Genomic DNA, 24,735 nt, shown 5'->3' on the forward strand with positions numbered 1-24,735 from the left:
AATGCGGGCTGCTGATTGAGTTCGATGCACTCCGGAGCCGCCGATGCGCCGCAAGATCCCCTCCACCGCTGCCTTGGTCGCCTTTGAGGCCGCGGCCCGACACCGCTCCTTCACCAAGGCGGGCGAAGAGCTGGCGCTGACGCAAAGCGCGATCTGCCGGCAGATCGCCGGGCTGGAGGAATTCCTCGGTGTCGAACTGTTCCGCCGCACCCGGCGCGGCGTGCTGCTGACCGAAGCGGGCGAGCGTTACCGGCGGCAGGTCGCAAGCCGGCTCGATGCGGTCGAGCGCGACACGCTGGAACTGATGGCCGGGCGCGGGCAGGGCGGCACGCTGGAGGTGGGCGTGGTGCCGACCTTCGCGACCCGCTGGCTGGTGCCGCGGCTCTCGCGCTTTCACGAGCAGCACCCGGACATCACGGTGAACCTCTCGGTCCGCACCCAAGCCTTCCTGTTCGACGAGTCGGGCTTGGATGCGGCGATCACTGCGGCGCTCGCGCCCTGGCCGGGCACGCACGCGCAGCGGCTGCTGGGCGAGGTGTCGGTGCCGGTGGCCAGCCCGGCCCTGCTGGGGGGCTCGGCGCCGCTGCCGGCCAGCGAGCTCGCGCGCCTGCCACGCCTGCAGCAGAGCACCCGGCCCTACGCCTGGCGGCAGTGGTTCGCGGCGCAGGGCCTCACCGTCGAGGGCGACCTCGCCGGCCCGCGCTACGAACTGTTCTCGATGCTCGCCGAGGCGGCAGCCGGCGGTGCCGGCGTCGCGCTGATCCCGCCCCTGCTGATCGCCGAGGAACTCGCGAGCGGGCGCCTTGTGCGCGCAAGTGAAGCCGTGCTCGACGAAGGGCGGGCGTATTGGCTGGTGTGGCCGGAGGGGCGTGGCGATACGCCCGTGATGCGAGCTTTCAGAGCGTGGCTGTTGTATGAAACCGGCGAGGCATGAATTGGGCTACGAGTCGAATGCCAGAAGCCGTGCGTGCTGGCGCTGGTATGCTGATTTGACGGTTCCTTCCCTCCCGTAGCGTCAGGTCTCTGGATGCCCGACACGGATCAAATGAACGATAGGTCGTACGGCCAGCCGCGCCGCTGCGGCCACTGCGGCGCGCCGATGCGTGTGCTGCGTCTGGCCGGCCACTACAAGCGCACGGTCGAGATCGACGTCTGCGCGCCGTGTTCGTTGATCTGGTTCGATGCGATGGAGTCGATCCGGATTGCGGGGCCCGGGCTGGTGGCGCTGGTGCATGAGATCGATGCCTGCATGGCCATCGAGCCGACTTTCCGGCCCCTGCCGCAGACCTTGCCTTGCCAGGTTTGCGGCCAGCCGCTCAAGCGGGTGTTCGACCTCACGCGCTACGGGCGCACCGCGCATCTGGAATGCCCGCAGGAACATGGCATCTACCAGAGCTTCATGCTGTTCCTGGCCGAGAAGGGTTACTTCCGGCCTTATGAGTGGCACGACATCCATGCCTTGACCGCGGCGGGCAAGGCGATCAAATGCAACCAGTGTGGCGCCACGCTCGAAGGGCGCCCGCAGAACGCTTGCCCCTACTGCGCATCGCCAGTGGGTGTGTATGACCCCGCACGCCTGGCCGCTGCGATCGACCGCGAGCAGGTCGCCGCGCCGGTCGCGCTCAAGCCGACGGCGGCGCAGGTTGCCTGTGAGGCCTGCGGTGGCATGCTCGATCCGAGCCGCGATACCGCTTGCCCGCATTGCCGTGCGATCGTCCGGCCGCGCGAGAGCGCGATGGCCGTTGCAGTCTCAAACGCGGTGGCGGACGAGGTGGCGAGCAACTACCAGCGCCAGCGACCTGAGGTGTCGCGCCGCAAGTTGGAGGAGGGGGTCGGCGGCATGCTCGACGCGGCGTATGCGGACCCCCCATCGCACGGCATCGGCAGGCGCATCGGTATCGCGGTGTCCTGTGTTTGCCTGGGCGTGCTGTTGTGGTCGGGCGTGGCTAATCGCCCCAAGCCGACCATCGTTGAGAACGCCGATGGCACGCAGACCCGGCTCAGCGCTTCGGAGTACGAAGCCGAGGCCGCGCGTGACCGGGCGCGCCGAATGCGTGGCGTTACGCATGCGCCCGCTGGCGAAGCACCGCCTCAGCTCCACGTGACTCGCCGTGGCGACACGCTCCAGGTTGCGCGTGACGGCGGGCCGCCAGTCTTGGTCGGAGTCAATCTCGCTTATGAGCAGCTGCGCGATGCATGGGTACGTTGCCCGATGGAGATCCAGAACCGGAAGGGCGAACGCAATGCGATACTCGACAACGCTCACCCAACGGCGACCTTCGTGCCATCGGCTGCTTGCAGCAAACGCCTGCTCGACAAGGGGCGCTACGAGTACACCTTGACCGCGAACAGCCAGACCATCTTCAAGTCCGACTCGGCGTTCTTCGACTGACCCCGGGCCGGCGGCGCTCAGTGTTGTGCCCGCTCGGCCTCGCGTTGTACGACGATGCGATCGAGCATGGCCATCATCTGGCTGCTGGCGGCCTCCGCGGTCTCGAAATGCTGGTAGGCCATCTGCTTCGCCGTGGCGTTGGACGCCCAATCGCCCGCGCTGAGTACGCTCACCATCTGCTGCAGTGCGTCATGCACTGTGCGATGGGGCGCCTCCAGGCCGCGTGCAGCGGGGGCGGTGAACAATCCGTGTCCGCCTGCGAGCCATTTGCCGAAACGGCACTCCGCCTCGGTTGTCGCGATCGCGGCGGCCTGGCTGGAGGCCGGACCGTTGACCGGCACCAGATAGGCGTTCTGCTTGTAGAGAATGTGATCGGTCTTCGCGAGCGAGACCGCGCTGATGTCGCCGACCTTCTCCACCTCGACGAGTGCTTTCTGGGACGAAGCCTCGAAGCGGACAAAGCTCTGTTCCAGCGTGGCGATCTGATCGCGCGAGGACGCGGTGGCGCCATGCATCTCGTGGGCGTTCTGCAGGATCTGCCGGGCGTCATCGGAGAACACTTCCATCACCTTTGCGATCTGCTCCGACGATTGCTTCGTGTTCTCGGCGAGCTTGCGTACCTCGTCGGCCACCACGGCAAAGCCGCGCCCCTGCTCGCCCGCCCGCGCCGCTTCGATCGCCGCGTTGAGTGCGAGCAGATTGGTCTGATTTGCGATGCCGGTGATCAGGTCGACCGAGCGCCTGATCTGCTCGCTGTGTTCGTTGAATACCTTGATCGCCGCGAGCGTGGTGTCCACCCGGGTGGAAATATCGCCAAGGCTGTGCACCAACTGGTCGATTGCGGCGCGGCTCTGCTGCGCGTCTTCGAAGTTCGCGCGGGCAATCGCGTTGAGGGCATCCGAGGCTTCCGCCACGGTCTGCATGTCGCGGACATTGGTTTGCAGGTCGGATAGCAGATGCGTGCTGTTGAGCGTGCCCAGCCGCGAGAGCAGTTCATTCCGGTGCTGGAGCGCATGGCTGGCCGCAAGGCTCTCGATCACGGCGTTGGTGCGCGCGAGCTCGGCGCGGAACTCGCCGTGCAGACCGCTGGTTTGCGTCAGGCGATAGAACTTGCCCTCGCCGGCCATTGCCAGCGCGGTCTTCTGCTCGCGGAATGTGGCCTCGAGCTGGTCAAGCATGTCGTTGAACGCCCAGCAGAGGGCTTCGTCCGCCGAGCCTGGCTGGATGCCGGTGATGCGTCCTTCGAACTTGCCGGCGGCGACTTCCTCGCACAAGGCGGTCAGGCGTGCGGTCTCGCCACCCTTGCCTCGGCGCGAGCGCCATGCGATGGCAAGCAGTGCAGCACCCACGAGCAGAACGGCGGCCGGCCACCCGATCGCGCCCTGCTGCCAACCCGCCTGCAGGGCGAAGATGGCGAGCACCAGATACAGCGCCGTCGCGCTGTGGCGCGCGTCAAAGCGCGAGAACCAGTTCGCCATAGCTCATCCCCTTGTCACGGAGTACGGATTGCAGCAACGCCATCGATGCCTCGCACGCATCGCGTGGCCCCGCCTTCTGCTCCGCATCGAGCATCGCGCGGTAAAGGCCCTCGCACACGCTGACCCCACTGGCCTTGGGTTTGCGCCGGACGGAAAGGTAGCCGGTGACGATGCCGTTTGCGTCGAACGAAGGCGTCACGTTGGCGAAGACCCAGTAGAAGCTGCCGTCTTTTGCCATGTTCTTCACATAGGCAAAGACCTCCTGCCGGTCGGCAAGGGTGTCCCACAGCAGTTTGAAGACCCCCCGCGGCATGTCCGGGTGCCGGATGATGTTGTGCGGGGCGTTCAGCAGCTCGGCTTCGGAGAAACCGGAGAACTCCATGAAGATGCGGTTGCCGTAGGTGATACGACCTTTCAAGTCGGTCTTGGAGACGATGAAATCGTCTTCCCGCATCACCCGCTCGACGCTTGTCGGCTGGACCTTGTATTTCATGCCCCCTCCCGCCCGAAGTCGTTCGCTCCCCTGCCGGGATTACGGCTCCCGGGGGCTGCAACTTGAATCAAAGAGATGGGCCCGCCACGGGCGGGGTCGCAAGGCGCTTCCGCCACATGGGAATGACCGCGGGTGGCTGGTTTCGCCAGCAGGGGCGCTTCAGGTGCTCAGCCGGACCATTCCCCTGGGCCGTAGAACACAAAACCGGGGATGCCCGCGGCCGTGATGGCGTCCTTCACCTGCTTGTGTACGACGATCGCGCTGATGTTCTCCGCCAGGCGGAACATCAGCGCGCCGCCGGTCTTTGATTCGTCGATCACCAAGCTGTGGAAGTCGGCGTCGCCCATCGGCGAAGACGACGTGCCCATCAACTGTGAAGTCGCCATGTCGGCGCAGGCGACCAGCCCGACGATGTTGAATGCCTTGTAGTCGTGACGGACTTCGCCGGTGAGCGGATTGCTGAGCGCTGCATCGAAATACTGGATGTTCGACACGCCAGCCGCTTCCAGCGCCGTGCGGACCGAGTCGTGCATGATCGGCACTGACTTCTCGTCGTACATCGCCTTCGGGTTCCCCGGGTACTTCGGGTTCAACACATACTGCAATGGTTGTTCGGCTGGTGTTTCAACGACACGACCCAGCATCCAGCCGGGTATGCGAGGGGAGACATTGATCGGCGCAACCGGGTGTTTGCCCTCGCACACGATGACGAAGTAGTCCATTGGCTGTTCCGAACCGTAAGTGGGCTTTCCGAGCCTTGCCGCCAGATCAATCGCGACGAACGCCTTTTGGACGCGACCGCTAGCGCGGGCGATTCCCTCCTGCGGCACGACGCAAAACTCGGGCGTTGATATGCGCCCGGAGCGGCGCGCTAACGACGCGAAGCGCCATTCTGCCGCGACGTGTGGTCGTTATGTCGATCTCGGTTGGATCTCTCGCCTGCGTGACCGATCGCGCGGTCTTTCTGCAGACGAGAGCGCCCACAGTCCCGGCGCTGTGGGTGCTGCTTTCAGGGCACCAGCGCGGGGTGCTTCAGTGCATGGGCGGTTTCGAGGCTGAAATGCCGTGCCTGCATTTCGTCCTTCGGAAGGCCGAGTTCGCCGTTGCGATAGGCCATGGCCAGTGTCTGGATGGCTTCCGGCAGTTCGAGTTCGGCCGCTTCTTCGTAGAGCTCGCGCGCACGCCGCTCGTCGCGTGGTACGCCGTCGCCATCGCGGTAGGCGTTGGCGAGCATGAACATCGCGGCGGGTGATTGTTTTGCCGCTGCGAGGGCAAACCAGCGTGCGGCGGCCGCGCGGTTTTCGCGCACCCCGTAGCCGCTGCGCAGCATCAGGCCAAGGTAGTAGGCCGCGCCCGCATGGCCTTGCGCGCCGGCCGCCGCAAAGTGGCGATAGGCCGAGGGGTAGTCGCGTTCGACGTAGGGCGAGCCGAGGAATTGCAACTTGCCGAGCGCCATGTGGGCATCGGCATCACCCTGGCTCGCCGCCTTCTCCAGCCATGCGATGCCCTCGGCGCTATCGCGGGTGTTGTTGCGCGCCAGAAGGGCTTCGCCCAATGCGCGCTGAGACATCGCGGCGTCGCGCGGCGCGGCCAGCAAGCGGAGCCGTTGCAAGGCATCGTCGTCGCGCCCGGCGCCCGCTTGCTGGGCGAGGGCTTCGATCGCTGCGGGCGCTGGCGTGCGCGCGGCATGATGGGTCCATGCCGCGCCGAGCAGCCCCGCAAGCGCGGCGGCCAACGCCACGCCTGCGAGCGCCTTGAGCACGCCGGGCCGGGCACGGAGCTGATCCGTCACGGCCGCGGCGGTCATTTCGAGAGATCCAGCGCGTAGACCGAGAGGCTCTTGCCCGAACCGTCGTCCGCACGCAGCAGCGACACGTTGTTGAGCCCCGCCGCGCTGGCGAGCGCGAGCTTGCCGGCCGACGAGGTGAAGGTCACCGGGCCTGCCGTCGTGACCTTGCTGAACTTCCAGCTGCGGTCCGAGCCGTTGGCGGTGCGGGTCACCGTCTTGATCGACTTGATGTACGCGATCAGCACATCGCGGTTGGCGTCCGGCGCGGCGAGGATCGTCTTGCTGCCGTCCAGGCCGGGGAAGTTGCCGCCGCCGCTGGCGCGGTAGTTGTTCGTCGCGACGATGAATTCCTGCGTGCCGACGATGGCTGCGCCCTTGTACATCAGGGTCTTGATGCGGCTACCAACTGGTTGGGTGACGTCGATTTCGTAGGTGATATCCGGCGTCGTAAACATGTCGAAGTTGTAGCCAGGGAAGCTGCTGATCAGGTTCTGCTCGGTCGTCTTCGCCGGGTCGATCTGGTTGAAGCGCTTGGCGGCAGTCTCCAGCCAGGCCTTGATGTTGTCGCCGCTCACCTTCACCGCGTAGATCGTGTTCGGGTAGAGGTAAAGGTCGGCCGCGTTGTTGATCGCGACGTTGCCTTGCGCTACGTCGGTGTAGTCGTTGCCTCCGCCGAAGCCGCTCTTGAACGGCGCGCTGACCGACAGCACCGGCAGCGTTGCGTAAGCCGGCAGGTTCGCCTTCACGTACTTCGCCACGTAGTCCGCCTGCGCCTGGTTCACCAGTTCGATCGCGCCAACTTCGCCGACATCGGCAAAGTAGCTGGTCATCTGGAAGTCGGTCGAGCCGATCGGCGTCTTCACATAGTCGATCGTGGCCTGGTGCTCATTCGCCACTGCTGCGGCGATGCTCGGCTCTACCGCAACATAGGTCTTGTCGGCGTTCTGGATCGAGCGCGCCTCGACCTTGGTCTTGGTCTTGTCGATGACCCAGGCCTTGCCGTCGTACGCCAGCTCGAACTTGATCACCCCCAGGTGTTTGCCCCAGAAGTTCGCCATCACGGTCGGCACACCATTGACCGTGCCGTTGACCTTGTCGACGCCCGGCAGGTTGAACTGCGGCACCGTGCTGGTTGCGTTCGGGAAGATCTGGTGCGAGTGGCCGATCAGCATCGCGTCGACGCCGGCGACCTGCGACACGTAGTAGTTGGCGTTCTCCATCGTCGGCGAGTAGGCGGAGTTATCCAGCCCGCCGTGCGAGATCACGACCACCAGGTCGGCACCCTTGGCGCGCATCTCCGGGATGTACTTCTCGGCCTGTTCCTTGATGCCGGCGGTGTAGACCTTGCCGTCGAGCCAGCGCTTGTCCCACGACATGATGGTGGGCGGCGTGAAGCCGATGATGCCGACCTTGATCGGCGCGGTGACTTCCTTGCCATCCGCGGTCTTGGCCTTCAGTTCGCGGGTCAGGATCGCGTAGGGCTGGAACAACGGCGCCTTGCTCTTCACGCTCAGCACGTTGGCGAGCACCTGCGGGAAGGCGGGGCCGGCGCAGGCGGTTTGCTTGGCCGGGTCGGGCAGCCCGTCGATGTTGAACTTGTTGCCGGTGACCTGGTTCAGGTAGGGCAGGCCGTAGTTGAACTCGTGGTTGCCGATGCCGCCACCGTCGTAGCCGATGGCGTTCATGACCTTGTACATCGCCAGCGTGGTGCTACAGCTGATCGGGGCAACCTGGGCCTGGTAGTCGGCCAGTGCGGTGCCCTGGATCGTGTCGCCGTTGTCCAGCAACAGGGTGTTCGGGAATTCGCTGCGCGCATTCTTGATCAGCGTCGCGACGCGCTCGAAACCGAAGGACTTGTCCTCGGCAAGCTTGAAGTAGTCGTAGCTGAGCACATTGGTGTGCAGATCGGTCGTCTCCAGCAGCGCCAGCGTTGCGGCGGTGCCTTTCTCGATCTTCGGTGTTGCAGGGGTTACGACGGGCGCGGGCGCGGCCTCGTCGCTGCCGCAGCCAGCCAGCAGCAGTGCGGAAATGAGGCCGCCGGTCAGGAGGCTGTTTCGGACAAGCATCGGTGTCACCTTGTGAGTGAAAACCGGCAAGCCTGCGCAGTGTCCATGTCAGGGGCGTTAAGGCTTTGTGGCGTTTCTGTCTCGGCGCCTGTTGGCGCGGTGAAAAGCCGGGCTCGATCGGGCTGCCGTGGCTGGAGTAAGCTGGATGCTCGTTATGGGGGATATCGCCATGCTTCGCTTGAATTCACGGCTTCTTGCGCTGCCGAGCGCAGGCGCGGCTCTGCTGGTCGGGCTCGGCGCCCTGGGCGGTTGCGCCAGCACCAAAATCAATTCCCAGTGGGTGGACCCGGCCTTGTCCGGCGCGCCGCTCCGCGGTGCCAAGGTGCTGGTGGTGTGCCAGGCCGTTGAGCTGTCGATCCAGCGTTTGTGCCAGGAGCAGATTGCCGCGCAGCTCGGGCGCTTCGGCGCGCGCGCAGTGGCGGGGTCGGGGGTTGGGCCCGAAGTTGCTGACCGCGCTGCCGCCGCGGCGCAGCAGTTGCCGGCAGCGAAGGCGGCGGGTGCGAGTGCGCTGTGGTTCGCAGCGGTGGCGCCGGACGCCTCCTACGTGGCGCCTGGGCCTTCAATCAGTTTTGGCTTCGGCGGCGGCAGTTGGGGGGGCGGCGGCGGCGGTGGCGCTGGCGTCGGCATTTCGATGCCGGTGGGCGGCAGCAGCGTGAGTACCGCTTACGGCGCCGAGAGCGCGCTGCTGAATGTGGCGGACGGTCGCGTGTTGTGGTCCGCGAAGGCGGTGGCGCCACCTTCCGAACAGGTCAATCAGCAACTCGCCGATCTCGCCAAGGTGCTGGCCGAAGCGGCACAGAAGGCCAATCTGTTCTGAGAGCCTGAGCGTATTTCTGCTGCGCGACTCAATCTCGAAGCTGCGATGCTCGCCGTACCACTTGTACGGCTGCGCTTCTCTCTTCGACCTTGAGCCGCTCGCGACGAAATCCTTCTCAGGCTCTGAGTCGGGCGCCTAGCGCACAAGGGGCACAGGGCTGGATCGGGCCGCGCCGGTACGGGGCCAGGCGGTTCACTTGTTCGCCGCAGCCAACTGCCACAGCGTTGTGACTTCCTGCGCGCGGGCGGCGTGCAGCGGGTCGTCGGCGTCGGCGGCCTTGCCGTGGCGCGGGCGAATCGTCTCGCGGCCGACCACCTTCAAGCCGGCTTGCTCGATCCACTCGGTCAGTTGCTCCCGCGTGCGCAGGCCCAGGTGCTCGGCCAGGTCTGACAGGATCAGCCAGCCTTCGCCCTTCGGCTCGAGGTGCGCGGCCAGCCCGGCAAGAAAGCCCTTGAGCATGCGGCTGTCGGGGTCATACACCGCGTGTTCGATCGGCGAGCTGGGTTTGGCCGGCACCCAGGGCGGGTTGCACACGATCAGCGGCGAACGGCCTTGCGGGAAGAGATCCGCTTTCACGACCTCGACACGGTTGGCGAAGCCCAGGCGCTGCATGTTCTCCTTTGCGCAGGCGATGGCGCGCGGGTCCTGCTCGGTGGCGACGATGCGCTTGACGCCGCGCTTGGCCAGCATCGCCGCGATCACCCCGGTGCCGGTGCCGATGTCAAAGGCCAGCGATTCGGCCGCAGCGGGCAGTGCGGTGCGTGCGACCAGATCGACATACTCGCCACGCACCGGCGAGAACACGCCGTAGTACGGGTGGATGCGCGAACCGAGCGCAGGGATCTCGACCCCTTTCTTGCGCCATTCGTGCGCGCCGATCAGGCCAAGCAACTCGCGCAGCGATGCGACATAGGCTTCATCGGCCGCGCCGTAGGCTTCGAGGCAGGCGTCGTGCACATCCGGTGCGCGGCGCAGTGGAATCATGTGGCCGGCATCGAAGGGGATCAGCAGCATGCCCAGCGTGCGGGCGCGCTGGGCCTGGGCCATGCGGTGCAGGTTGAAGGCCTCGGTCGGCGTGTTGCCGGTTTTCGCCTTCTTGCGGTCAGCGCGGCGCGCCATTGCCTGCAGCAGCAGGCGGGCGTTCTGGAAGTCGCCGCGGTAAAGCAGCGCCGTGCCTTCGCACGCGAGCTTGTAGGCGGTGTCGGCGTTCGTGGTGTCGTCGGCGATCACCACGCGCTTCGGGGGTGCAACGCCAGCCTCGGAGCGCCAGCGTGTGCTGCGCGCCGCATCGGCTTCGGTCCATTCGATCAGGGGAAAGTCGCTCACTGGGCTACCTGTGTAATGTAGGGCGGGGTCCGCGTAACGCGGACCAAGGGCCGAAGGATAGTCCCTTGTGCGTGCGAGCGGGGCTGTGCCAGCCGGCAAGCGGCAGGGTTGTTGATCCTGCGCGGCTCAGGCGTTCGGCCAGTCGTCGTGCCGCGCACGGCGCTCGGCGCGGTAATTGGTGATCTCCAGCCGGATGCCGTCCGGGTCGCTGAAGAAGGTGGCCCAGTAGTCCGGCGCATAGCCCGGATGCAAGGCCGCCTCGCTAGCGTCGATGCCCGCTGCGCGCAATTCGCGGCTGGCGGCGATCACGTCGTCGATCGACTCAACCCGCAAGCACACATGGTGCAGGCCGGGGGCGTACGCGTCGTGCGCTGCGGCGCTGCGCGCTGGCCTGATGACCAAGCCGAAGTGGCGGTTGTAGTACTGCACATGCGGTTCGCCATGCAGCGCAAACGTGTTCTTGCGGAAGCCGAGTACGCCCAGCATTGCGCGGTCGTAGAACGCCTCGGCACGCGCCAGGTCGGAAACGCTCAGGTAAAGATGGTCGAAGCCGGTGATTTCGGGCATCGATCGCGCTCCACGGTAATCGGCAGGCGGCCAGTGTGGCGTGCGCATTTCCGCCCGGCAAGTTATGTGCGCCGAAAACCATGTGCCGTGAAGGGGTAAAATGCGCCCCCTTTGTGCAAACGCGATGCCGTTTGATGCCCTTCCGACTCCGCGCGCAGGGCTGGGCATGTCGCGTTTTCCGATCCAAGTCGCGGTTTTCAATCCATACAAGGTTCAACGTGAGCACGCTGCCCAATTGTCCGCAATGCAAATCCGAATTCACCTACGAGGACAACGGGATGTTCATCTGCCCCGAGTGCGCTCACGAATGGTCGGCCACCGCGCCGGCCGAGGCTGCCGAAGAGGCGCGCGTGATCAAGGATGCCAACGGTAACGTGCTGCAGGACGGGGATTCGGTCACCGTGATCAAGGACCTGAAGGTCAAGGGTTCCTCGCTGGTGGTGAAGGTCGGCACCAAGGTCAAGAACATCCGTCTGGTCGATGGCGATCACGATATCGACTGCAAGATCGACGGCATCGGCCAGATGTCGCTGAAGTCGGAGTTCGTGCGCAAGGCTTGAGCCGGAGTCGCCGCCCGGCGCTGCGCGTGTGTGGCGCGGGCGAGCGAGGGTTTGCCGGTTTGCGGTAGGGTGGACGCTTCGGTGCCGCGGCACCGTGACGCAGGGGCAAGGTTTGGAATCCTCGTTCAAGGTGCTCGGCTGGCTGCGCGACTATCGCCGCGCCGACTTGTGGGATGACGTCGTTGCCAGCGCAACGCTGGTGATGTTTCTCGTGCCGCAGGGCCTGGCCTATGCGCTGCTGGCCGGGCTTTCGCCACAGGCTGGTCTGTACGCGAGCATCCTGCCGGTGATCTGCTACGCGATCGTCGGCAGCAGTGCGGCCTTGTCGGTTGGCCCCGCCGCGCTGCCTTCGTTGATGACCGCTGCGGTGCTCGCCGGGCTGTCGCAGGTCGCGCCCTCGCAGTACCCGATGCTGGCCGCCGCGCTGGCGCTGTTTTCGGGCTTGCTGCGTGTGGTGTTCGGCGGCTTGCGGTTCGGTTTTGTCGCGAACTACCTGTCGTCCCCGGTGGTCGGTGGTTTCGTGACCGGCTCGGCGCTCCTGATCCTGCTGACGCAGGTGCCCAACCTGATCGGCATCGAGAGCCATGCGGCGGACGCGCAGTCGATGCTGGCGCGGGTGTGGGCGGTGCGGCATGAGTTGAGCTGGGCGTCGCCAGCGCTTTCGGTGGCGACTTTGCTCGCGCTGTTCGCGTGCCGCGCATGGCTCGCCAAGGGCTTGCGGCGCATCGGGTTGGCCGCGCGTGCGGCGGACCTTTTCGGCAAGGCGGCACCCTTGTTCGTCATCACCGTGGCTGCCGCCGCGGTGCATGCGCTGGGGCTGCCGGTCAAACTGGTCGGTGCGCTGCCGCAAGGCCTGCCACCGCTGACGTGGCCGATGCCGCAAATCGGCCTGCTGATCGACCTGATGCCGGCGATCGCGGCGATTGCACTGATCGGTTTCATCGATAGCTATTCCATTGCGCAGGTGCTGGCGCTCAAGCGGCGCGAAACCGTCAATCCGAACCGTGAGCTGGTTGCGCTGGGCCTCGCCAACATGGCGGCCGGCGTGACTGGCGGGTTCCCGGTGTCGGCGAGTTTCAGCCGATCTGCCGCGAATGAGCTTGCCGGCGCTCGCACACAACTGGCCGGCGTGCTCGCGGCGCTCTGGATGCTGGTGATCCTGGCCGCGGCGGCGGGGCTGTTTGCGCTGCTGCCACTCGCGACCCTGTCCTGCACCATCGTTGTGGCGGTGATCCAGTTGATTGATCTGTCGGTCCTGCGGCTGGCCTGGCGTTATGAGCGTGGCGACGCGTGGATCTTTCTCGCGACGGCCGCCGCTGTGCTGGTGGCAGGTGTTGTTGACGCGGTGCTGCTGGGTGTCGGCCTGTCGTTGGCGCATTTCGTGTGGCGGACCAGCTCACCACACTTGGCCGAGGTGGGCCGCGTGCCGGGCAGCGAGCACTACCGCAACCGACTGCGCCATGCGGTTGAGATGCAGCCGGGCGTGCTCGCGATACGGGTCGATGAGAGCCTTTACTTCGCCAACATCCGGTTTGTCAGCGATGCGATTGTCGGCATGCTGCGCCAGCGCCCGGATACGCGCAGCGTGCTGCTCGTGTTGTCGGCGGTGAACGCCATAGATGTGTCGGCCCTGCAGGGGCTGCGTGACTTGAACCGCGGTCTCTCTGAGCAGGGCGTCGCCCTCCATCTGGCGGAGGTGAAGGGCCCGGTGATGGATCGCCTGCGCCAAAGTGGCTTTCTCGCGGAGCTGAGCGGCGCGGTGCATCTTTCCACCCACTCGGCCATGCGCTTGATCGGCACGCCGGCGGAACCCGACTACGTCATCTGATCCGTACTCGGATCAAGTGCCGCGCGGATCACCGGGCAGGTAGTGCCCGGTCACTTTCTTGTAGGCCTCCGAGGTGCGCTTGCCGGCTTCGCCGTCCACCTTCACGAATACGCCGGGAAAGGTGTTGAGCCATTGCTGCAGGGCTTCGGCACGCTTGAGCTCGGCGGGGTCGGTCGGTTTTTCGGTGGTGTAGCGCACGATCAGTGGCTCGGCATCGGCTGCGGGGGCGGGCTGGTCGTGAAAATCGACGAGGCCACTCTCCGCCATGCGGCGTAACAGCACCGCTGCGCCGCACTGGCGTGACACGGCGGTGTCGGACCAGGTGCCGTCGGCAACATACTTGCCGCTGCTGTAATGCTGCGAATAGCACCACAGGTAGGGCGAAAGAACATGCGGGTGGCTCAGGCGATAGCCCCATCCGTTGTAGCGTTCGAGCTGGTACAGCGTACCGGCGAGGCTCCAGTCGGTACTGGCGCCAAGCCCCTTTAGCGTGAGCGCGTCGATCGCGCTCTCCTCCCAGGTGAAGGGCGCTTGCCCGGTCTTCGGCCGGCCAGCGGGTACCTGCACGGTTCGCGCGGTGAGCGGGTCGCCGTTGTGCAAATGGCGGTCGAATCGTCCGCTGGCCTCCATGTTGTGCACCACGGCGATGAACCCCCATGGAATACCCGTTGCTTCGGCCACCGCCGTGTGGCGATCGCGATCGCCATTGATGCGGCGGACGCTCGCCTCGACTTCGCCTGCCCGTTCCGGGCGGATGATCACGCTGTTGAACAGCGTGTCGTACTCGCGCCGCAATGCATCGGTGAGCGTGACGTTCGGCATGGCGGGCCTCCTTCGCTGTGGGGCGTGGTCCTCAACTGAAGGCATAGACTGGCCGCGCGGCTAGCGCAATCACGGCATGCAGTCTTACGTGCAGCAGTCCGTCGATTGCGGCTACCACAGTGCGTCGGCGGCCGCTATGACATCTGCCAACTTGAAGTTCACGCGCGCGGCGCCTTTAATCAGGATCAAACGCCTTTGCAGGCAGCCTCAAGCACTTTCGTCACCAGCCGTATGCCAGTCCGATGTCGGAATTCTCGTTGGCGTTTTTCCAAGCGGCGTTTGCCGCGACGCCTGGGTCAATGACCGCGTGGTGCGCCCCTTCAGGCGCGCTCTTCTGAATACTGGAGTGAATCATGAGGATTAGCATCGTCCAGCGTCTCTGGATGCTGGTGGCAGCTGCGTTGCTGGCGCTTGTGACGGTTGGCGCGATCGGGGGTTACATGGCGCGCTCGGCGCTCGGGCGGCTCGATCATGTGCACACCAGCACGCTGCCCGCCCTGCAGACGCTGAACGCGGTGGAGCGCAATTTCTTCCTCATCCGCGTCAATGCCTACGCGCATGTCGTTGCCGATGCGGCGGATCGCAAAACGGCGCTGGAAGCTAACGTGCAGACGGCGCGTGACGCGGTGGCGACGCTGTTCGGTGACATCGACAAGCAGTTGATCGACAACACCGACAAGACCCTGCTCGAGACCGACCGCAAGGCCTTCGGCAAGTACCTCGGCATTCTTGAGGAAGTCCTCGCCGCCTCGCGCGCCAACGATGTTGCAACGGTGCGCGACGTCGTCGCGAACCGCTGGAAACCGGCCGGCGATGAGGTGACGGCGACCCTCAAGGCGCATACCGACTACCACAAGCGCCTGGCTGACGAGGCGCGCGCCCAGGCCGCCGTTGATGAACGCGAGGGTCAGTGGACCTCATGGGGCATCATCGTCGTTGGTGCGGCGCTGATGTTCGCGTTTGGCGCGGTGCTGGTGCGTGATATCGGTCGAGGGATTCATGCGCTGGAGCACAGCGTGCAGCGGATCGGCAGCGAGCTGGACTTCACCGTGCGGGCCCCGGTACATGGGCGCGATGAGCTGGGCAACATGGCGAATGCCTTCAACGGCTTGATCGAGCGCCTGCAGGCCAATCTGCGCGACATTCAGCAATCGGCGTGCGAAGTCGCGGGCGCCGCCGGCACGCTGGCGACGACATCGAGCGAAGTGGCGACTGCATCGGAGCAGCAGAGCAGCGCTGCCGCGAGTATGGCAGCCAGCGTTGAGCAGATGACCGTGAGCATCAACCATGTTGGCGACCGTGCCGGGGAAACCCGCGCGCTGGCCGGCGCCTCGGGCGAACAGGCAAGTGACGGGCGCCAGGTGATCGAACAGACCGTGGGCGACATCAACGAGATTGCCAGCGTGGTCCACGCGGCCTCGGGCCATCTCGAACGGCTTGGCGAACAGGGCGAGCAGATCTCGACCGTTGTGCAGGTGATCAAGGAAGTCGCGGACCAGACCAATTTGCTGGCGCTCAACGCCGCCATCGAGGCCGCGCGGGCAGGTGAGCAGGGCAGGGGATTTGCGGTGGTGGCAGATGAGGTGCGCAAGCTGGCGGAGCGCACTGCAGCGTCGACACAGCAGATCAGCCAAACGATCAGCGCGATGCGTGAGGCGACGGTTGCTGCCTCACAGCAGATGAGTGCCGCCGTGCAGCGCGTCGAAAGCGGGGTCGAGCGCGCCAGCAACGCCAGTGCAGCGATTGGCCAGATCGAGGAAGGCAGCCGGCGCACCGTCGAAACCGTCGGCGAGATTGCGGATGCGATGCGCGAGCAGAGCAGCGCGAGCACCTCGGTGGCGCAGAACGTCGAACGCATTGCGCAGATGGCGGAAGAGGGCGCCTCGGCCGCGCAAAGCAGTGCCGAGGCGGCCCAATCACTGGACCGTTTGGCCCAGCAGATGCAGGCGGTGGTGGCGGCTTACCGGCTCTGAGTTGGGAGCCCGGTGCGACTCAGTTTCGGTACTCGAGCTCGGAACCGTCGCCGAAGCGGATGTGCTTCGGCTCCCAGTCGATCAGGAGTTCGCTGCCGGGCATCGCGACAAAGTCGCGGTCGTCTTCCGATACCCCCTTGCGCAAATCGGCACAGCGCACTTCGACCGGTGCGCCGGGTTCCAGCGCTTCGCTGCGATTGAAGTAGCAGTGGTCCGCGATACCCAGTTCGTCCTCGCGGGGATGGACCTTGCGCAGGTTTACCGTCGCCTCCAGTGAGCGGATCGTCTGGTTCGTCAGGTTCTCAAGGCGATAGGTTGTCACCAGTACGTCGTGTTCGTTGCTCTGCGCACGTTTAGCACTGCCCCGGTCGCCAGGGGCTCGTTGTGCTTCGCTGGCAGGCATGATCTCGCGCCGCACGAGGTCGATCGACACCACTTCGCGAAGCGGCGCCAGCGCGGCATCGCGTTCGGCGCGGCGCGCCTCCATCTTCTTTTCCTGCTCGGCCATGCGTACGAGGAACTTGCGCTGCAGCGCGATCGCCTCGCCAACGGTGCGCGCAGTCAGCGGTTCGTCCGGGTCTGCAAATTGCGGCGGCAGCACATCACCGCGGCTGCGCTTCACATACCCATAAACGAGTGCGCGTTCATTCTTCGGCAGCTTGTCGAGCTTTGCCTGAATCGCCGAGAGGTCCGTGCTGCCGACCGGCAATTGTGCGCGGTAAGGGTTGCGCAGGGCCATCGAGCCCCAGATCGCGAGGGCGACCAGGATCAGCGCAGTGATGAAGCGAGATTTCGTCATGTCAGTTTGCCGAAGTCCTTGGGCGCAGGTTTACCACTCGGTCGATTCGCCGCGGCTGCCGCCGCTGGCCGTCTGGCCCAGCATGTCGAGCGCCACCGCTTCGGCGACCTTGATGCCATCAACGCCGGCTGAAAGGATGCCCCCCGCGTAGCCGGCGCCTTCTCCGGCCGGGAAGAGGCCGCGGGTGTTGATGCTCTGGAAGTCGTCGCCCCGCTTGATGCGGATCGGCGATGAGGTGCGTGTCTCGATCGCGGTCATCACCGCGTCATCCATCGCGAAGCCCTTGATTTGCTTGGCGAAGGCGGGCAGCGCCTCGCGCAGTGCCTCGACAACGAAGTCCGGCAGGCATTGCGACAGGTCGGTCCAGTGCACGCCCGGCTTGTACGAGGGTTCGACACTGCCGCAGGCAGTTGATGGCCGGCCGGCGAGAAAGTCGCCCACGCGCTGCGCAGGGGCCGCATAGGTGCCGCCACCGGCCTCGAAGGCGCGGCTTTCCCAGTAGCGCTGGAAGTCGATGCCCGCGAGCGGGTGGCCGGGGTAGTCCTTCTCCGGCGAAATGCTGACGACGATGCCGCTGTTGGCGTTGCGCTCGTTGCGCGAGTACTGGCTCATGCCGTTGGTGACGACGCGGTTCTCTTCCGAGGTGGCAGCGACCACGGTGCCGCCCGGGCACATGCAGAAGCTGTAAGCAGCGCGGCCGTTGCTGGCGTGATGCACCAGCTTGTAGTCGGCGGCGCCGAGGATCGGGTGGCCGGCGTTGGGGCCGAGGCGGGCGGTGTCGATCAGCGATTGTGGATGCTCGATCCGCACGCCGACCGAGAAGGGCTTCGCCTCGACGTAGACACCGCGGTCGTAGATGGCCTTGAAGGTGTCGCGCGCGCTGTGGCCCACCGCGAGCACGACATGGCGCGTCTCGATGCGGCTGCCGTCGGCGAGGATCACGCCGCGGACCTGGCCGTCGGCGATGTCGAAATCGGCGACGCGGCTCTGGAAGCGGATCTCTCCGCCCAGCGCTTCGATGTTGCCGCGCATTTCCTCGACCATGCCGACGAGGCGGAAGGTGCCGATGTGCGGTTTGCTGACGTAGAGGATCTCTTCCGGGGCGCCGGCCTTGACGAACTCGGTCAGCACCTTGCGGCCGTGGAATTTCGGGTCCTTGATCTGGGTGTGCAGCTTGCCGTCGGAAAAGGTGCCCGCGCCGCCTTCGCCGAACTGCACGTTCGATTCCGGGTTCAGCTTGCTCTGCCGCCACAGGCCCCAGGTGTCCTTGGTGCGCTCGCGCACCGCCTTGCCGCGCTCAAGGATGATCGGCTTGAAGCCCATTTGCGCCAGGATCAGCCCGGCAAAGAGCCCGCACGGGCCCATGCCGATCACAACGGGGCGCTCCTGCAGACCCTCGGGCGCTTGGCCGACAAACTTGTAGGCCATGTCGGGCGTGGAGCCGACATGGCGGTCACCGGCAAGGCGCTTGGCTACGCCGGCTTCGTTGGCGACCGAGACGTCCACCGTGTAGACCAGCAGGATGCGGTTGCGTCGCCGTGCGTCGTAGCCGCGCCGGTAGATCGAGACTTCAAGCAGGTCTTTTGCCTTGATGCCCAGCCGTTGGCAGATCGCGGCTGGCAATTCTTCAGCGGCGTGATCGAGCGGCAGTTTGATTTCGGTAAGGCGCAGCATGGGGACAATCGGACCGGGTTGAAACGGCCGGTATTGTAGCCCGTGCCGCTTGTGCGGCAGGGCGTGGGCTCAGCCGGCAGCCTGCCGCTTTGCCGCGTAGGCGGTTGCGCGTGTTTCGTCGCCCTTGGCCCGGTAAAGCAGTTCGAGTTCCTCGAATACGTCCGGGTCCGGTTTGCCGGCTGCGTCAGCCTCGCTCGCCAGGCGAAGCTGGATCGCCAGCGCATCGTCGAGCTTGCCCTGCGCGCGCAGCGTCCAGGCGATCATCCACCACGCCTCGCGGATTCGCTCTGCCTTGCCTTCGCGCTCGCGCGCGGCGAGGGCGAGCCGGAACTGCGCCATCGCTTCGTCGTAGCGGCCTTGTTCGTGTAGTGCGTAGCCGATGTTGTTGCGCAGCGAGCCTTCCCAGCGTTTGGCTTCAGCCTGGGGCGATGACTCCATGTAGGCGAGCGCCTTCAAATCCCACGCGAGCTGCGCCTCGGGCGCAGTGTCCACAAAGGCCATCATGTGCAGCGCGTCGATCGCGAGGTAATCGAGTTTGGCGTCGCGCGCGGTCTCGAAGGCCTCGGTGTAGAGCCGGCGGGCTGTCTCGCGGGTTTCCGCGGTTTGCGATTCTGGCGTGTGGGCAGCCGAGGCCCAGGTGCGCCCCAGCTCAAGCGCGTAGCGCGCGCGGACCTCGGGCGATGCGTGTTTGGCCGCCTCGCTGATCGAGGCCAGCAGCGCCCGCCCGCGCTCGGCTTCGTTGCGAAGGCCATAGCTGCGCGCAATCTGCGTTTGCAGGATCAGCGCCTCGTCGGCGCTGGCGCCGTTCAGTGCATCGCGAAAGCGCTGCTCGCTGAGCGTCGGGTTGCCGAAGTCCCACAGGCTCGTGATGTCCAGCGCCATCGCGGGGGGGCTGAGCAAGCTCAGCCACAGCAGGCCGCACGCCGTAGGCCGCTTCAGGATGTTCGCGCTTGAACCGTGCAACCGGTCGCTCATGTGCCGCTCCGAGGTATCGCCGAGCACATCGTAGCGCCGGCTCAAGGCGTGAGCGTCGATCCGCTGATCTTCGGCGCGCCCTCGCCGAGATAGAAGATACCCGGGTAGCCGGCGGTTTCGAAGCCCGCGCTGGGGTTGGCGCTCAACACCGAATCGGTGATCGACAAGGTGCCGGTGCGGTCGTTGCTGACGAAGAAGATCGCGCCGCCACCTTCCTTCGCACTGTTGTTGGCGATGCGGGTGCCGCACAGCTTCAGGTCGAAGGTGTTGCCGTCGTTGTAGATCGCGCCGCCACTGCCACCGCCGGGCGTGCCGCTGCGGGCCGGGTTGGCGCCGTTTCCGATCGCGCTGTTGTGCGTGAAGACGCCGTTGATCACGCTGTACGAGACGCCAATCGCCGACAGCCCGCCGCCGTTCGAGCAGCTGTTGCCGAGCCCCGCCGCACCGCCAAAGCTGCTGTTCACCACATAGAGCGGCAGGTTCTGCGACTGGCTGAACGCGCGCACCGCGGCGCCGCCGACGTCAGGCCCGGTGGCGTCGCACTGGTTGCGGAAGAAGCGGGTGTTCACCAGTTTGAGCCGGCCGCCGCGCGCCCAGATCGCGCCGCCGCCGTCGGGGTTGGCACCGTTGGCGTTGCCGTCGATGAAGCTGATGTTCTGCACCGACACCTGCGGGTGATCCTGGTCCTGGCAGTGCGAGGTCGTCCACACCAGATCGGCATCGCAGGTGTTCATGTACAGGATGCGCGATTTGCCGCCGCCGCTCAGCGTGACCTTGCCGCCGCCGTCGATGACGATCTTCGGGCCGGTGTTGTTGAAGATGCGAGCCGGTTGCGTCATGGTGATCGTGACCGGGCTGGCGCCGCAGTTGAAGGCGATCACGCCACCCTTGGCGATACCGGCGACGACTGCATCGCTGGTGCAACTGGCGGGTGTGCCGTCGCCGATCACGGTGCTGGGCTTCGATGCGTCTTCGGCGGCGGCCTCTGCCGGCACCGCGCAATGGCCGTCCGGGTTGCCGGCGGCCGGGTAGGGGTCGGCCCACACGACCGCGCCACCGCCACCCGATCCGCCGGTGTTGCTGCCGCCACCGGCGCCACCAGTGTCTTGCCCGCCGGACGATCCGCCGCCTCCGCCGCAGCCCGCCAGCAGTGCCGCCACGATCACGATTGCCTCACGCATGTCTGCCTCCAACGAATATGCCGGAAGCTTAACCCGTGTGCGTGGCCGATCACAGGCGCCGGACAGCCTGCGTGGCGTTGGCGCGTCAGTCTGGCCTTGAGGGTTTCGGCTCGGCGCGATGGCGCAAGCGGAAGCGCAGCAGGCTAGCCGCGATCGATCCGGCGCCAAGGGCCGAGAGCCACATGAAGACCTGCGCTCCGATACCCCACTGCGCCCAGCTGCCGGTCGTGCCGAAGTAAAGCATCAGCAGGGCGGCTGCACCGTTGCTGGTGATCCCCATGTCGATCACTGCCAGCGGACTCTCGCCGCGGCGCAGGGCCTGCAGGCCGGCCCCGTAGCCGACCAGCAGCGCGAGGTAGGCGGCGCCAAGCAGGCGAGCGATCAACAGTGGCTCGGGCGCTGGCATGCCCAGCGCGATGAACCACTGCGACGGAAACAGCAGCAAGGGCACACACCAGAAGATGGCGGTGATGACGATCTTGCGGATCAGCAAGCCTTTGAGACCACGCATGTGCACTCCCGGGCGGCAATCACAGGGGGCGGCAGGGCCGCCGGCCTGCACGAGCGGCATTGTGCTTTAACGCGTGCGACGTGCCGATGACATATTTGGCCCCGCGCGAGCGCCCGCTATAGTGCCTCGGGTGGGGCGCCGGCTGCCTCGGGCAGGCTGGCGTAGTGGGCCTGTTTGCGTGTGTACATGCGCTGGTCTGCCACGCGCTGCAGCGCATCGGTCGGCGTTTCCTCGCTCGAGGCGTAGCCGATGCTGAAGCTGACCGGCAGCGTCAGCCGGCCCTGGGGGGTGTCGACGACGATGCGGGTCTGCCGTTGCCGCTCCTCCAGCCGGGCGACCAGATGTTCGCAGGCGTCGAGCGTCGCATCCTGCGCGAGGATCACGAACTCGTCGCCGCCGATGCGGCACACCATGTCGCTTTGCCGTAGCGCGCCGGCGACCATTTCGACCACGGCGCAGATCAGTGCATCGCCGGCTTCGTGGCCGTAGAGGTCGTTGGTGGTCTTGAGCCCGTTGACGTCGATCGAGATCAGGCCGAAGTGCCGCTCCGGGCAGCGTTGCTGCGTGTAGCGCATCTGCAGCAGCGTCTGCTCGAAATAGCGGCGGTTGAAGGCGCCGGTCAGTGCGTCGGTCAGCGCGATGCGTTCCAGCTCGTCCTGCAGCCGGCGGTTCGCGGCCACCGCGGAGAGCTGCCGGCCGTAGAGCTCGACCACCTCGCGTTCGTGCTGGTCGAGCGCAGCAGGCCAAGCGAGCATGCGACCCAGACCGATGCGGCGGGGGCCGATGAGCGGCAACGCGATCATGTCATGCGCCGTCAGCCAGTCCGCAGTCGGGAAGTGTTCGTCTCCTGCCCACGCGTCGGCAATGCCGGCGCCCGGTTCCGCGACCGATCCGCTGACAAACGCTTGTCGCGCCCCTGCGCCGCCCAGCAGCACTGCGAAGCCGCGGCCCGGATACAGCGCCGAGAGCTTGGCCAGGGAGCCGCCCACGCTGCTGGCGAGGTCTTCGTCCCCTTGCAGCTCGATACTGATTTCGAGCAGCGCGCGGAACACATCGCTATTGCGCTGGATGATCGCCAGCGTTTCCTGCAGTTCCTGCGTGCGGGCTTCGACTTTCTGCTCCAGCGACTGGTTCAGCAGGGCCAGCTCGTTCTTCACGCGGCCGTAGTGGATGTGGTACCGGCAGCGGGTCAGCAGCTCGACGCGCGAGATCGGCTTGATCAGGTAGTCGTTTGCGCCGAGCGCGAAGCCCTGGTGGATGTCCTGCGCTTGCTCCCGTGCCGTGAGGAAGAGGATGGAGGTGGCCGCGAAACGTGGGTTCTCGCGGATGCGGCGGCACACCTCGAAGCCGGACATCTTCGGCATCATCACATCGAGCAGCAGCAGGTCGACCGGGCCGTGCGCCTCGAGCATTTCCAGGGCCTCAGCGCCGCTGCTGGCGCGGTGCAGGGTGTAGGGCTCGTTGTAGAAGTAGTTGGAGAGGATCTCCAGGTTGATCGGCTCGTCGTCCACGATCAGCACGCTGGCGTCGTGGCGCGGCAGTGAATCCGCCGACAGCGCGGGGGCGTCGGCGTCGTCGCCCGGTTCATCATCCGGGAGCGTGAAACCGGGTAGGCGGTGACGCAGCGTTGTCACATCCACCGGAACTTCGCCTTCCGCCGCACGCAGGGTGAGCGTGAAGACGGTACCGCCTTCCGCGGGGCAGTCGACGGCCAGGGTGCCGCCGTGCAGTTCGACGAGCTGGCGCGAAATCGACAGGCCGAGACCGGTGCCGGCGTGGCGGCGTGTGAGCGACCCCTCGACCTGCACGAAGGGGTCGAAGATCAGATCGCGCTTTTCCGCTGGAATGCCGATGCCGGTATCGGCGACCGAGAGTCGCAATTCGCCCGCGGCTGCAGACGCGCGCACCGTGACCGTACCTTCGGGGGTGAACTTGATCGCGTTGCCAACGAGGTTGTGCAGTACCTGCTGCAGGCGGTATTCATCGGCCCACGCGGGCGGCAGATCGGCCGGCACCTCGTTGACGAGCTCCAGTCCGACGCGCTGGGCGGCGGCTTCATGCAGCGACAGCACGATGTCCACGAGGCTGGAGAGCTCAACCGGGCGCAGCTCCAGCGCGAGCGCGCGGTTCTTGATCTTGGAGAAGTCCAGGATGTCGTTGACCAGGGTTTCGAGCCGCTTGCCGCTTTGCTCGATCAGCCGCACGTTGCGGAACACCTTGGGCGAGAGGTCGCCCGCGGCGCCGTCGAGTAGCGAGGACGCAATGCCGATGATGCCGTGCAAGGGCGTGCGCAGTTCGTGCGAGGTGCTGGCGAGGAAGTCGTCCTTGAGCTTGTCGGCCTGCTGCAACTGTTCGTTGGTATTGCGCAGTTCGTCGAGCTGGCGCGAGATGCGCTGGCCCATTTCGCTGAGCGTGCTGTACACCCGGCGGAACTCGGCGAAACCCGAACTGGCTGGCGCCGCAGCGTAGCGACCTTCGGCGTAATCCCGCGCGAGGGTTTCAAGCTCGCGCAGCGGCCGCCCAAGTCTGCGGCCGAGGTAGGTTACGGCGAGGGCGAGCGTCCCCACCGCAACCACCAGCAGCAGACAGAGCAGCCACAGGGTTCGTCGCAGGTCCGCAAAGCGCACGCTGTTCGGCTCCGAAACGCTCACGATCAGGCGCGGCAACTCGCCGGCGGCCGAGCCGCCTTCGACCCTCGCTTGCGCCTGTTGCACATCGTCGCGCGCGCCCTGCGCCGGCGCATCGTCAAAATCAAGCGAGACCGACTGCGCGCGGGCGAGGTAGCGGTTCGCGGTCTCGCGTAGCGAGGCCAGCGGAATCACAGCCACCACCAAGCCTTCCATCGGCGTCTGTCGGCTGTAGCGTTGCAGGAACAGCGGGGTAACCAGCACCAGCAGGCGTGGGTCCGCCGCTTTGCCTTCGTTGCCGGCGACGCGCAGTAACTGGTTGGCGAGCCGTGCATCGCTGAGCTTGAGCCACAGGCCGTGTTCGCGGTAGCGCTGCGGATCGGGCATCGCGGCGCGGATGTAGGCGAGCAGTGGGCCGAGCTCGGCGATGCCGGCGGGTTCCGGCACCACGTCGATCAACTCGTAGTTCTTGTCGAGCAGGAAGTTGGCGGCAACTGCGGGTGACTCGCGGATGAATTCGTCTGCGATGGCGGTCGCACGGGTGCCGAAAAAGGGGCTGCTGATCGACAGCGCGAGATCCTTGTCGTGCGCGGCTGCCAGGAAGCGCGATGCGGCGAAACTCAGTTCGTGGCGGATCTCGGTTGCCAGGCGTTCGGCGGTCAGCCGAAGCTCGGTCACCGCGCCGTCCCGAGTGCTGGCATACACATGCCAGATGTACGGAATCGACACCGTGAGCACCGGCACCAGCGCCGCGGTGAGAATGAAGACCAGGATGGTCGAGCGGAAGCTGCGCAGCATCGCGATCAGGTGTTGGGCCGGCCGGCGTGGGCCGGCATACGCTGTCGGGTATTCATGCG

General features: G+C 66.1%; 20 protein-coding genes. 6 read left to right on the top strand and 14 right to left on the bottom strand.

Annotated elements, in window-relative coordinates; translation table 11 throughout:
* The first annotated feature begins 43 nt into the window (after positions 1-43).
* Together JY500_RS05155 and JY500_RS05160 are read left to right on the top strand one after the other, a co-directional pair.
* Positions 44-934, top strand: a complete 891-nt coding sequence (locus tag JY500_RS05155; RefSeq protein ID WP_206255293.1) for a LysR substrate-binding domain-containing protein — start codon at positions 44-46, stop codon at positions 932-934.
* 111 nt (positions 935-1,045) lie between these two features.
* Positions 1,046-2,392, top strand: a complete 1,347-nt coding sequence (locus JY500_RS05160) for a TFIIB-type zinc ribbon-containing protein (RefSeq protein WP_206255295.1) — start codon at positions 1,046-1,048, stop codon at positions 2,390-2,392.
* A gap of 17 nt (positions 2,393-2,409) precedes the next feature.
* Here the strand turns inward: JY500_RS05160 and JY500_RS22280 are convergent, their stop codons facing one another.
* The 5 genes from JY500_RS22280 to JY500_RS05185 form a co-directional block, all read right to left on the bottom strand.
* Complete coding sequence (locus JY500_RS22280; protein ID WP_206255297.1) at positions 2,410-3,870, bottom strand: methyl-accepting chemotaxis protein; 1,461 nt, start codon at positions 3,868-3,870, stop codon at positions 2,410-2,412.
* Positions 3,845-4,363 carry a PAS domain-containing protein gene (locus JY500_RS05170; RefSeq protein WP_172203647.1) on the bottom strand — a complete coding sequence of 173 codons (519 nt, stop codon included), beginning with the start codon at positions 4,361-4,363 and terminating at the stop codon, positions 3,845-3,847. Before JY500_RS05170 ends, JY500_RS22280 begins: the two co-directional genes overlap by 26 nt.
* Positions 4,364-4,530: 167 nt before the next feature.
* A complete protein-coding gene (locus tag JY500_RS05175; protein WP_206255298.1) occupies positions 4,531-5,085 on the bottom strand; it encodes an imm11 family protein in 555 nt (184 codons plus the stop codon).
* A 287-nt stretch (positions 5,086-5,372) separates the two neighbouring features.
* Entirely contained in the window at positions 5,373-6,170 is a 798-nt protein-coding gene (locus JY500_RS05180; protein WP_206255300.1) for a tetratricopeptide repeat protein, read from the bottom strand.
* Positions 6,167-8,218 (bottom strand): bifunctional 2',3'-cyclic-nucleotide 2'-phosphodiesterase/3'-nucleotidase, encoded by a 2,052-nt coding sequence (locus JY500_RS05185; RefSeq protein ID WP_206255301.1) that lies wholly within the window; start codon positions 8,216-8,218, stop codon positions 6,167-6,169. The genes JY500_RS05180 and JY500_RS05185 overlap by 4 nt, the downstream gene beginning before the upstream one ends.
* Before the next feature lie 169 nt (positions 8,219-8,387).
* Between JY500_RS05185 and JY500_RS05190 the strand changes: the two genes are divergently transcribed.
* Positions 8,388-9,035, top strand: coding sequence for a hypothetical protein (locus JY500_RS05190; RefSeq protein ID WP_172203652.1), 648 nt, complete (start codon positions 8,388-8,390; stop codon positions 9,033-9,035).
* Between the two features lie 192 nt (positions 9,036-9,227).
* On the opposite strand, the gene JY500_RS05195 is transcribed toward JY500_RS05190, so the two are convergent.
* The gene (locus tag JY500_RS05195) at positions 9,228-10,361 is read right to left on the bottom strand and encodes a methyltransferase (protein ID WP_206255303.1); all 1,134 of its coding nucleotides are present in this window, start codon (positions 10,359-10,361) and stop codon (positions 9,228-9,230) included.
* Positions 10,362-10,487: 126 nt separating this feature from the next.
* Entirely contained in the window at positions 10,488-10,928 is a 441-nt protein-coding gene (locus JY500_RS05200; protein WP_206255305.1) for a VOC family protein, read from the bottom strand.
* A gap of 218 nt (positions 10,929-11,146) precedes the next feature.
* Here JY500_RS05200 and JY500_RS05205 point away from each other — a divergent pair, with 218 nt between their 5' ends.
* Both JY500_RS05205 and JY500_RS05210 read left to right on the top strand, forming a co-directional pair.
* Positions 11,147-11,488, top strand: a complete 342-nt coding sequence (locus tag JY500_RS05205) for a zinc ribbon domain-containing protein YjdM (RefSeq protein WP_206255307.1) — start codon at positions 11,147-11,149, stop codon at positions 11,486-11,488.
* 112 nt (positions 11,489-11,600) lie between these two features.
* The gene (locus tag JY500_RS05210) at positions 11,601-13,316 is read left to right on the top strand and encodes a SulP family inorganic anion transporter (protein WP_172203656.1); all 1,716 of its coding nucleotides are present in this window, start codon (positions 11,601-11,603) and stop codon (positions 13,314-13,316) included.
* 12 nt (positions 13,317-13,328) lie between these two features.
* On the opposite strand, the gene JY500_RS05215 is transcribed toward JY500_RS05210, so the two are convergent.
* Complete coding sequence (locus JY500_RS05215; RefSeq protein WP_206255309.1) at positions 13,329-14,138, bottom strand: hypothetical protein; 810 nt, start codon at positions 14,136-14,138, stop codon at positions 13,329-13,331.
* Positions 14,139-14,491: 353 nt separating this feature from the next.
* Between JY500_RS05215 and JY500_RS05220 the strand changes: the two genes are divergently transcribed.
* Positions 14,492-16,111, top strand: a complete 1,620-nt coding sequence (locus tag JY500_RS05220) for a methyl-accepting chemotaxis protein (protein ID WP_206255311.1) — start codon at positions 14,492-14,494, stop codon at positions 16,109-16,111.
* A gap of 19 nt (positions 16,112-16,130) precedes the next feature.
* Here the strand turns inward: JY500_RS05220 and JY500_RS05225 are convergent, their stop codons facing one another.
* From JY500_RS05225 to JY500_RS05250, 6 genes are all read right to left on the bottom strand, one after another.
* On the bottom strand, positions 16,131-16,910 hold the full coding sequence (locus JY500_RS05225; RefSeq protein WP_206255312.1) for a hypothetical protein: 780 nt from the start codon (positions 16,908-16,910) through the stop codon (positions 16,131-16,133).
* 30 nt (positions 16,911-16,940) lie between these two features.
* The gene (locus tag JY500_RS05230; protein ID WP_206255314.1) at positions 16,941-18,584 is read right to left on the bottom strand and encodes an NAD(P)/FAD-dependent oxidoreductase; all 1,644 of its coding nucleotides are present in this window, start codon (positions 18,582-18,584) and stop codon (positions 16,941-16,943) included.
* 69 nt (positions 18,585-18,653) lie between these two features.
* Positions 18,654-19,559: a tetratricopeptide repeat protein gene (locus JY500_RS05235; RefSeq protein WP_206255316.1), complete on the bottom strand. Its 906-nt coding sequence runs from the start codon at positions 19,557-19,559 to the stop codon at positions 18,654-18,656.
* 41 nt (positions 19,560-19,600) lie between these two features.
* Positions 19,601-20,740 (bottom strand): hypothetical protein, encoded by a 1,140-nt coding sequence (locus JY500_RS05240; protein WP_206255318.1) that lies wholly within the window; start codon positions 20,738-20,740, stop codon positions 19,601-19,603.
* An 85-nt stretch (positions 20,741-20,825) separates the two neighbouring features.
* Entirely contained in the window at positions 20,826-21,251 is a 426-nt protein-coding gene (locus tag JY500_RS05245; protein WP_206255319.1) for a hypothetical protein, read from the bottom strand.
* Positions 21,252-21,367: 116 nt separating this feature from the next.
* The gene (locus JY500_RS05250; protein WP_206255321.1) at positions 21,368-24,676 is read right to left on the bottom strand and encodes a diguanylate cyclase; all 3,309 of its coding nucleotides are present in this window, start codon (positions 24,674-24,676) and stop codon (positions 21,368-21,370) included.
* Positions 24,677-24,735: the final 59 nt, after the last annotated feature.

This window comes from Niveibacterium microcysteis (genome assembly GCF_017161445.1).
Taxonomy (GTDB): Bacteria; Pseudomonadota; Gammaproteobacteria; order Burkholderiales; family Rhodocyclaceae; genus Niveibacterium; species Niveibacterium microcysteis.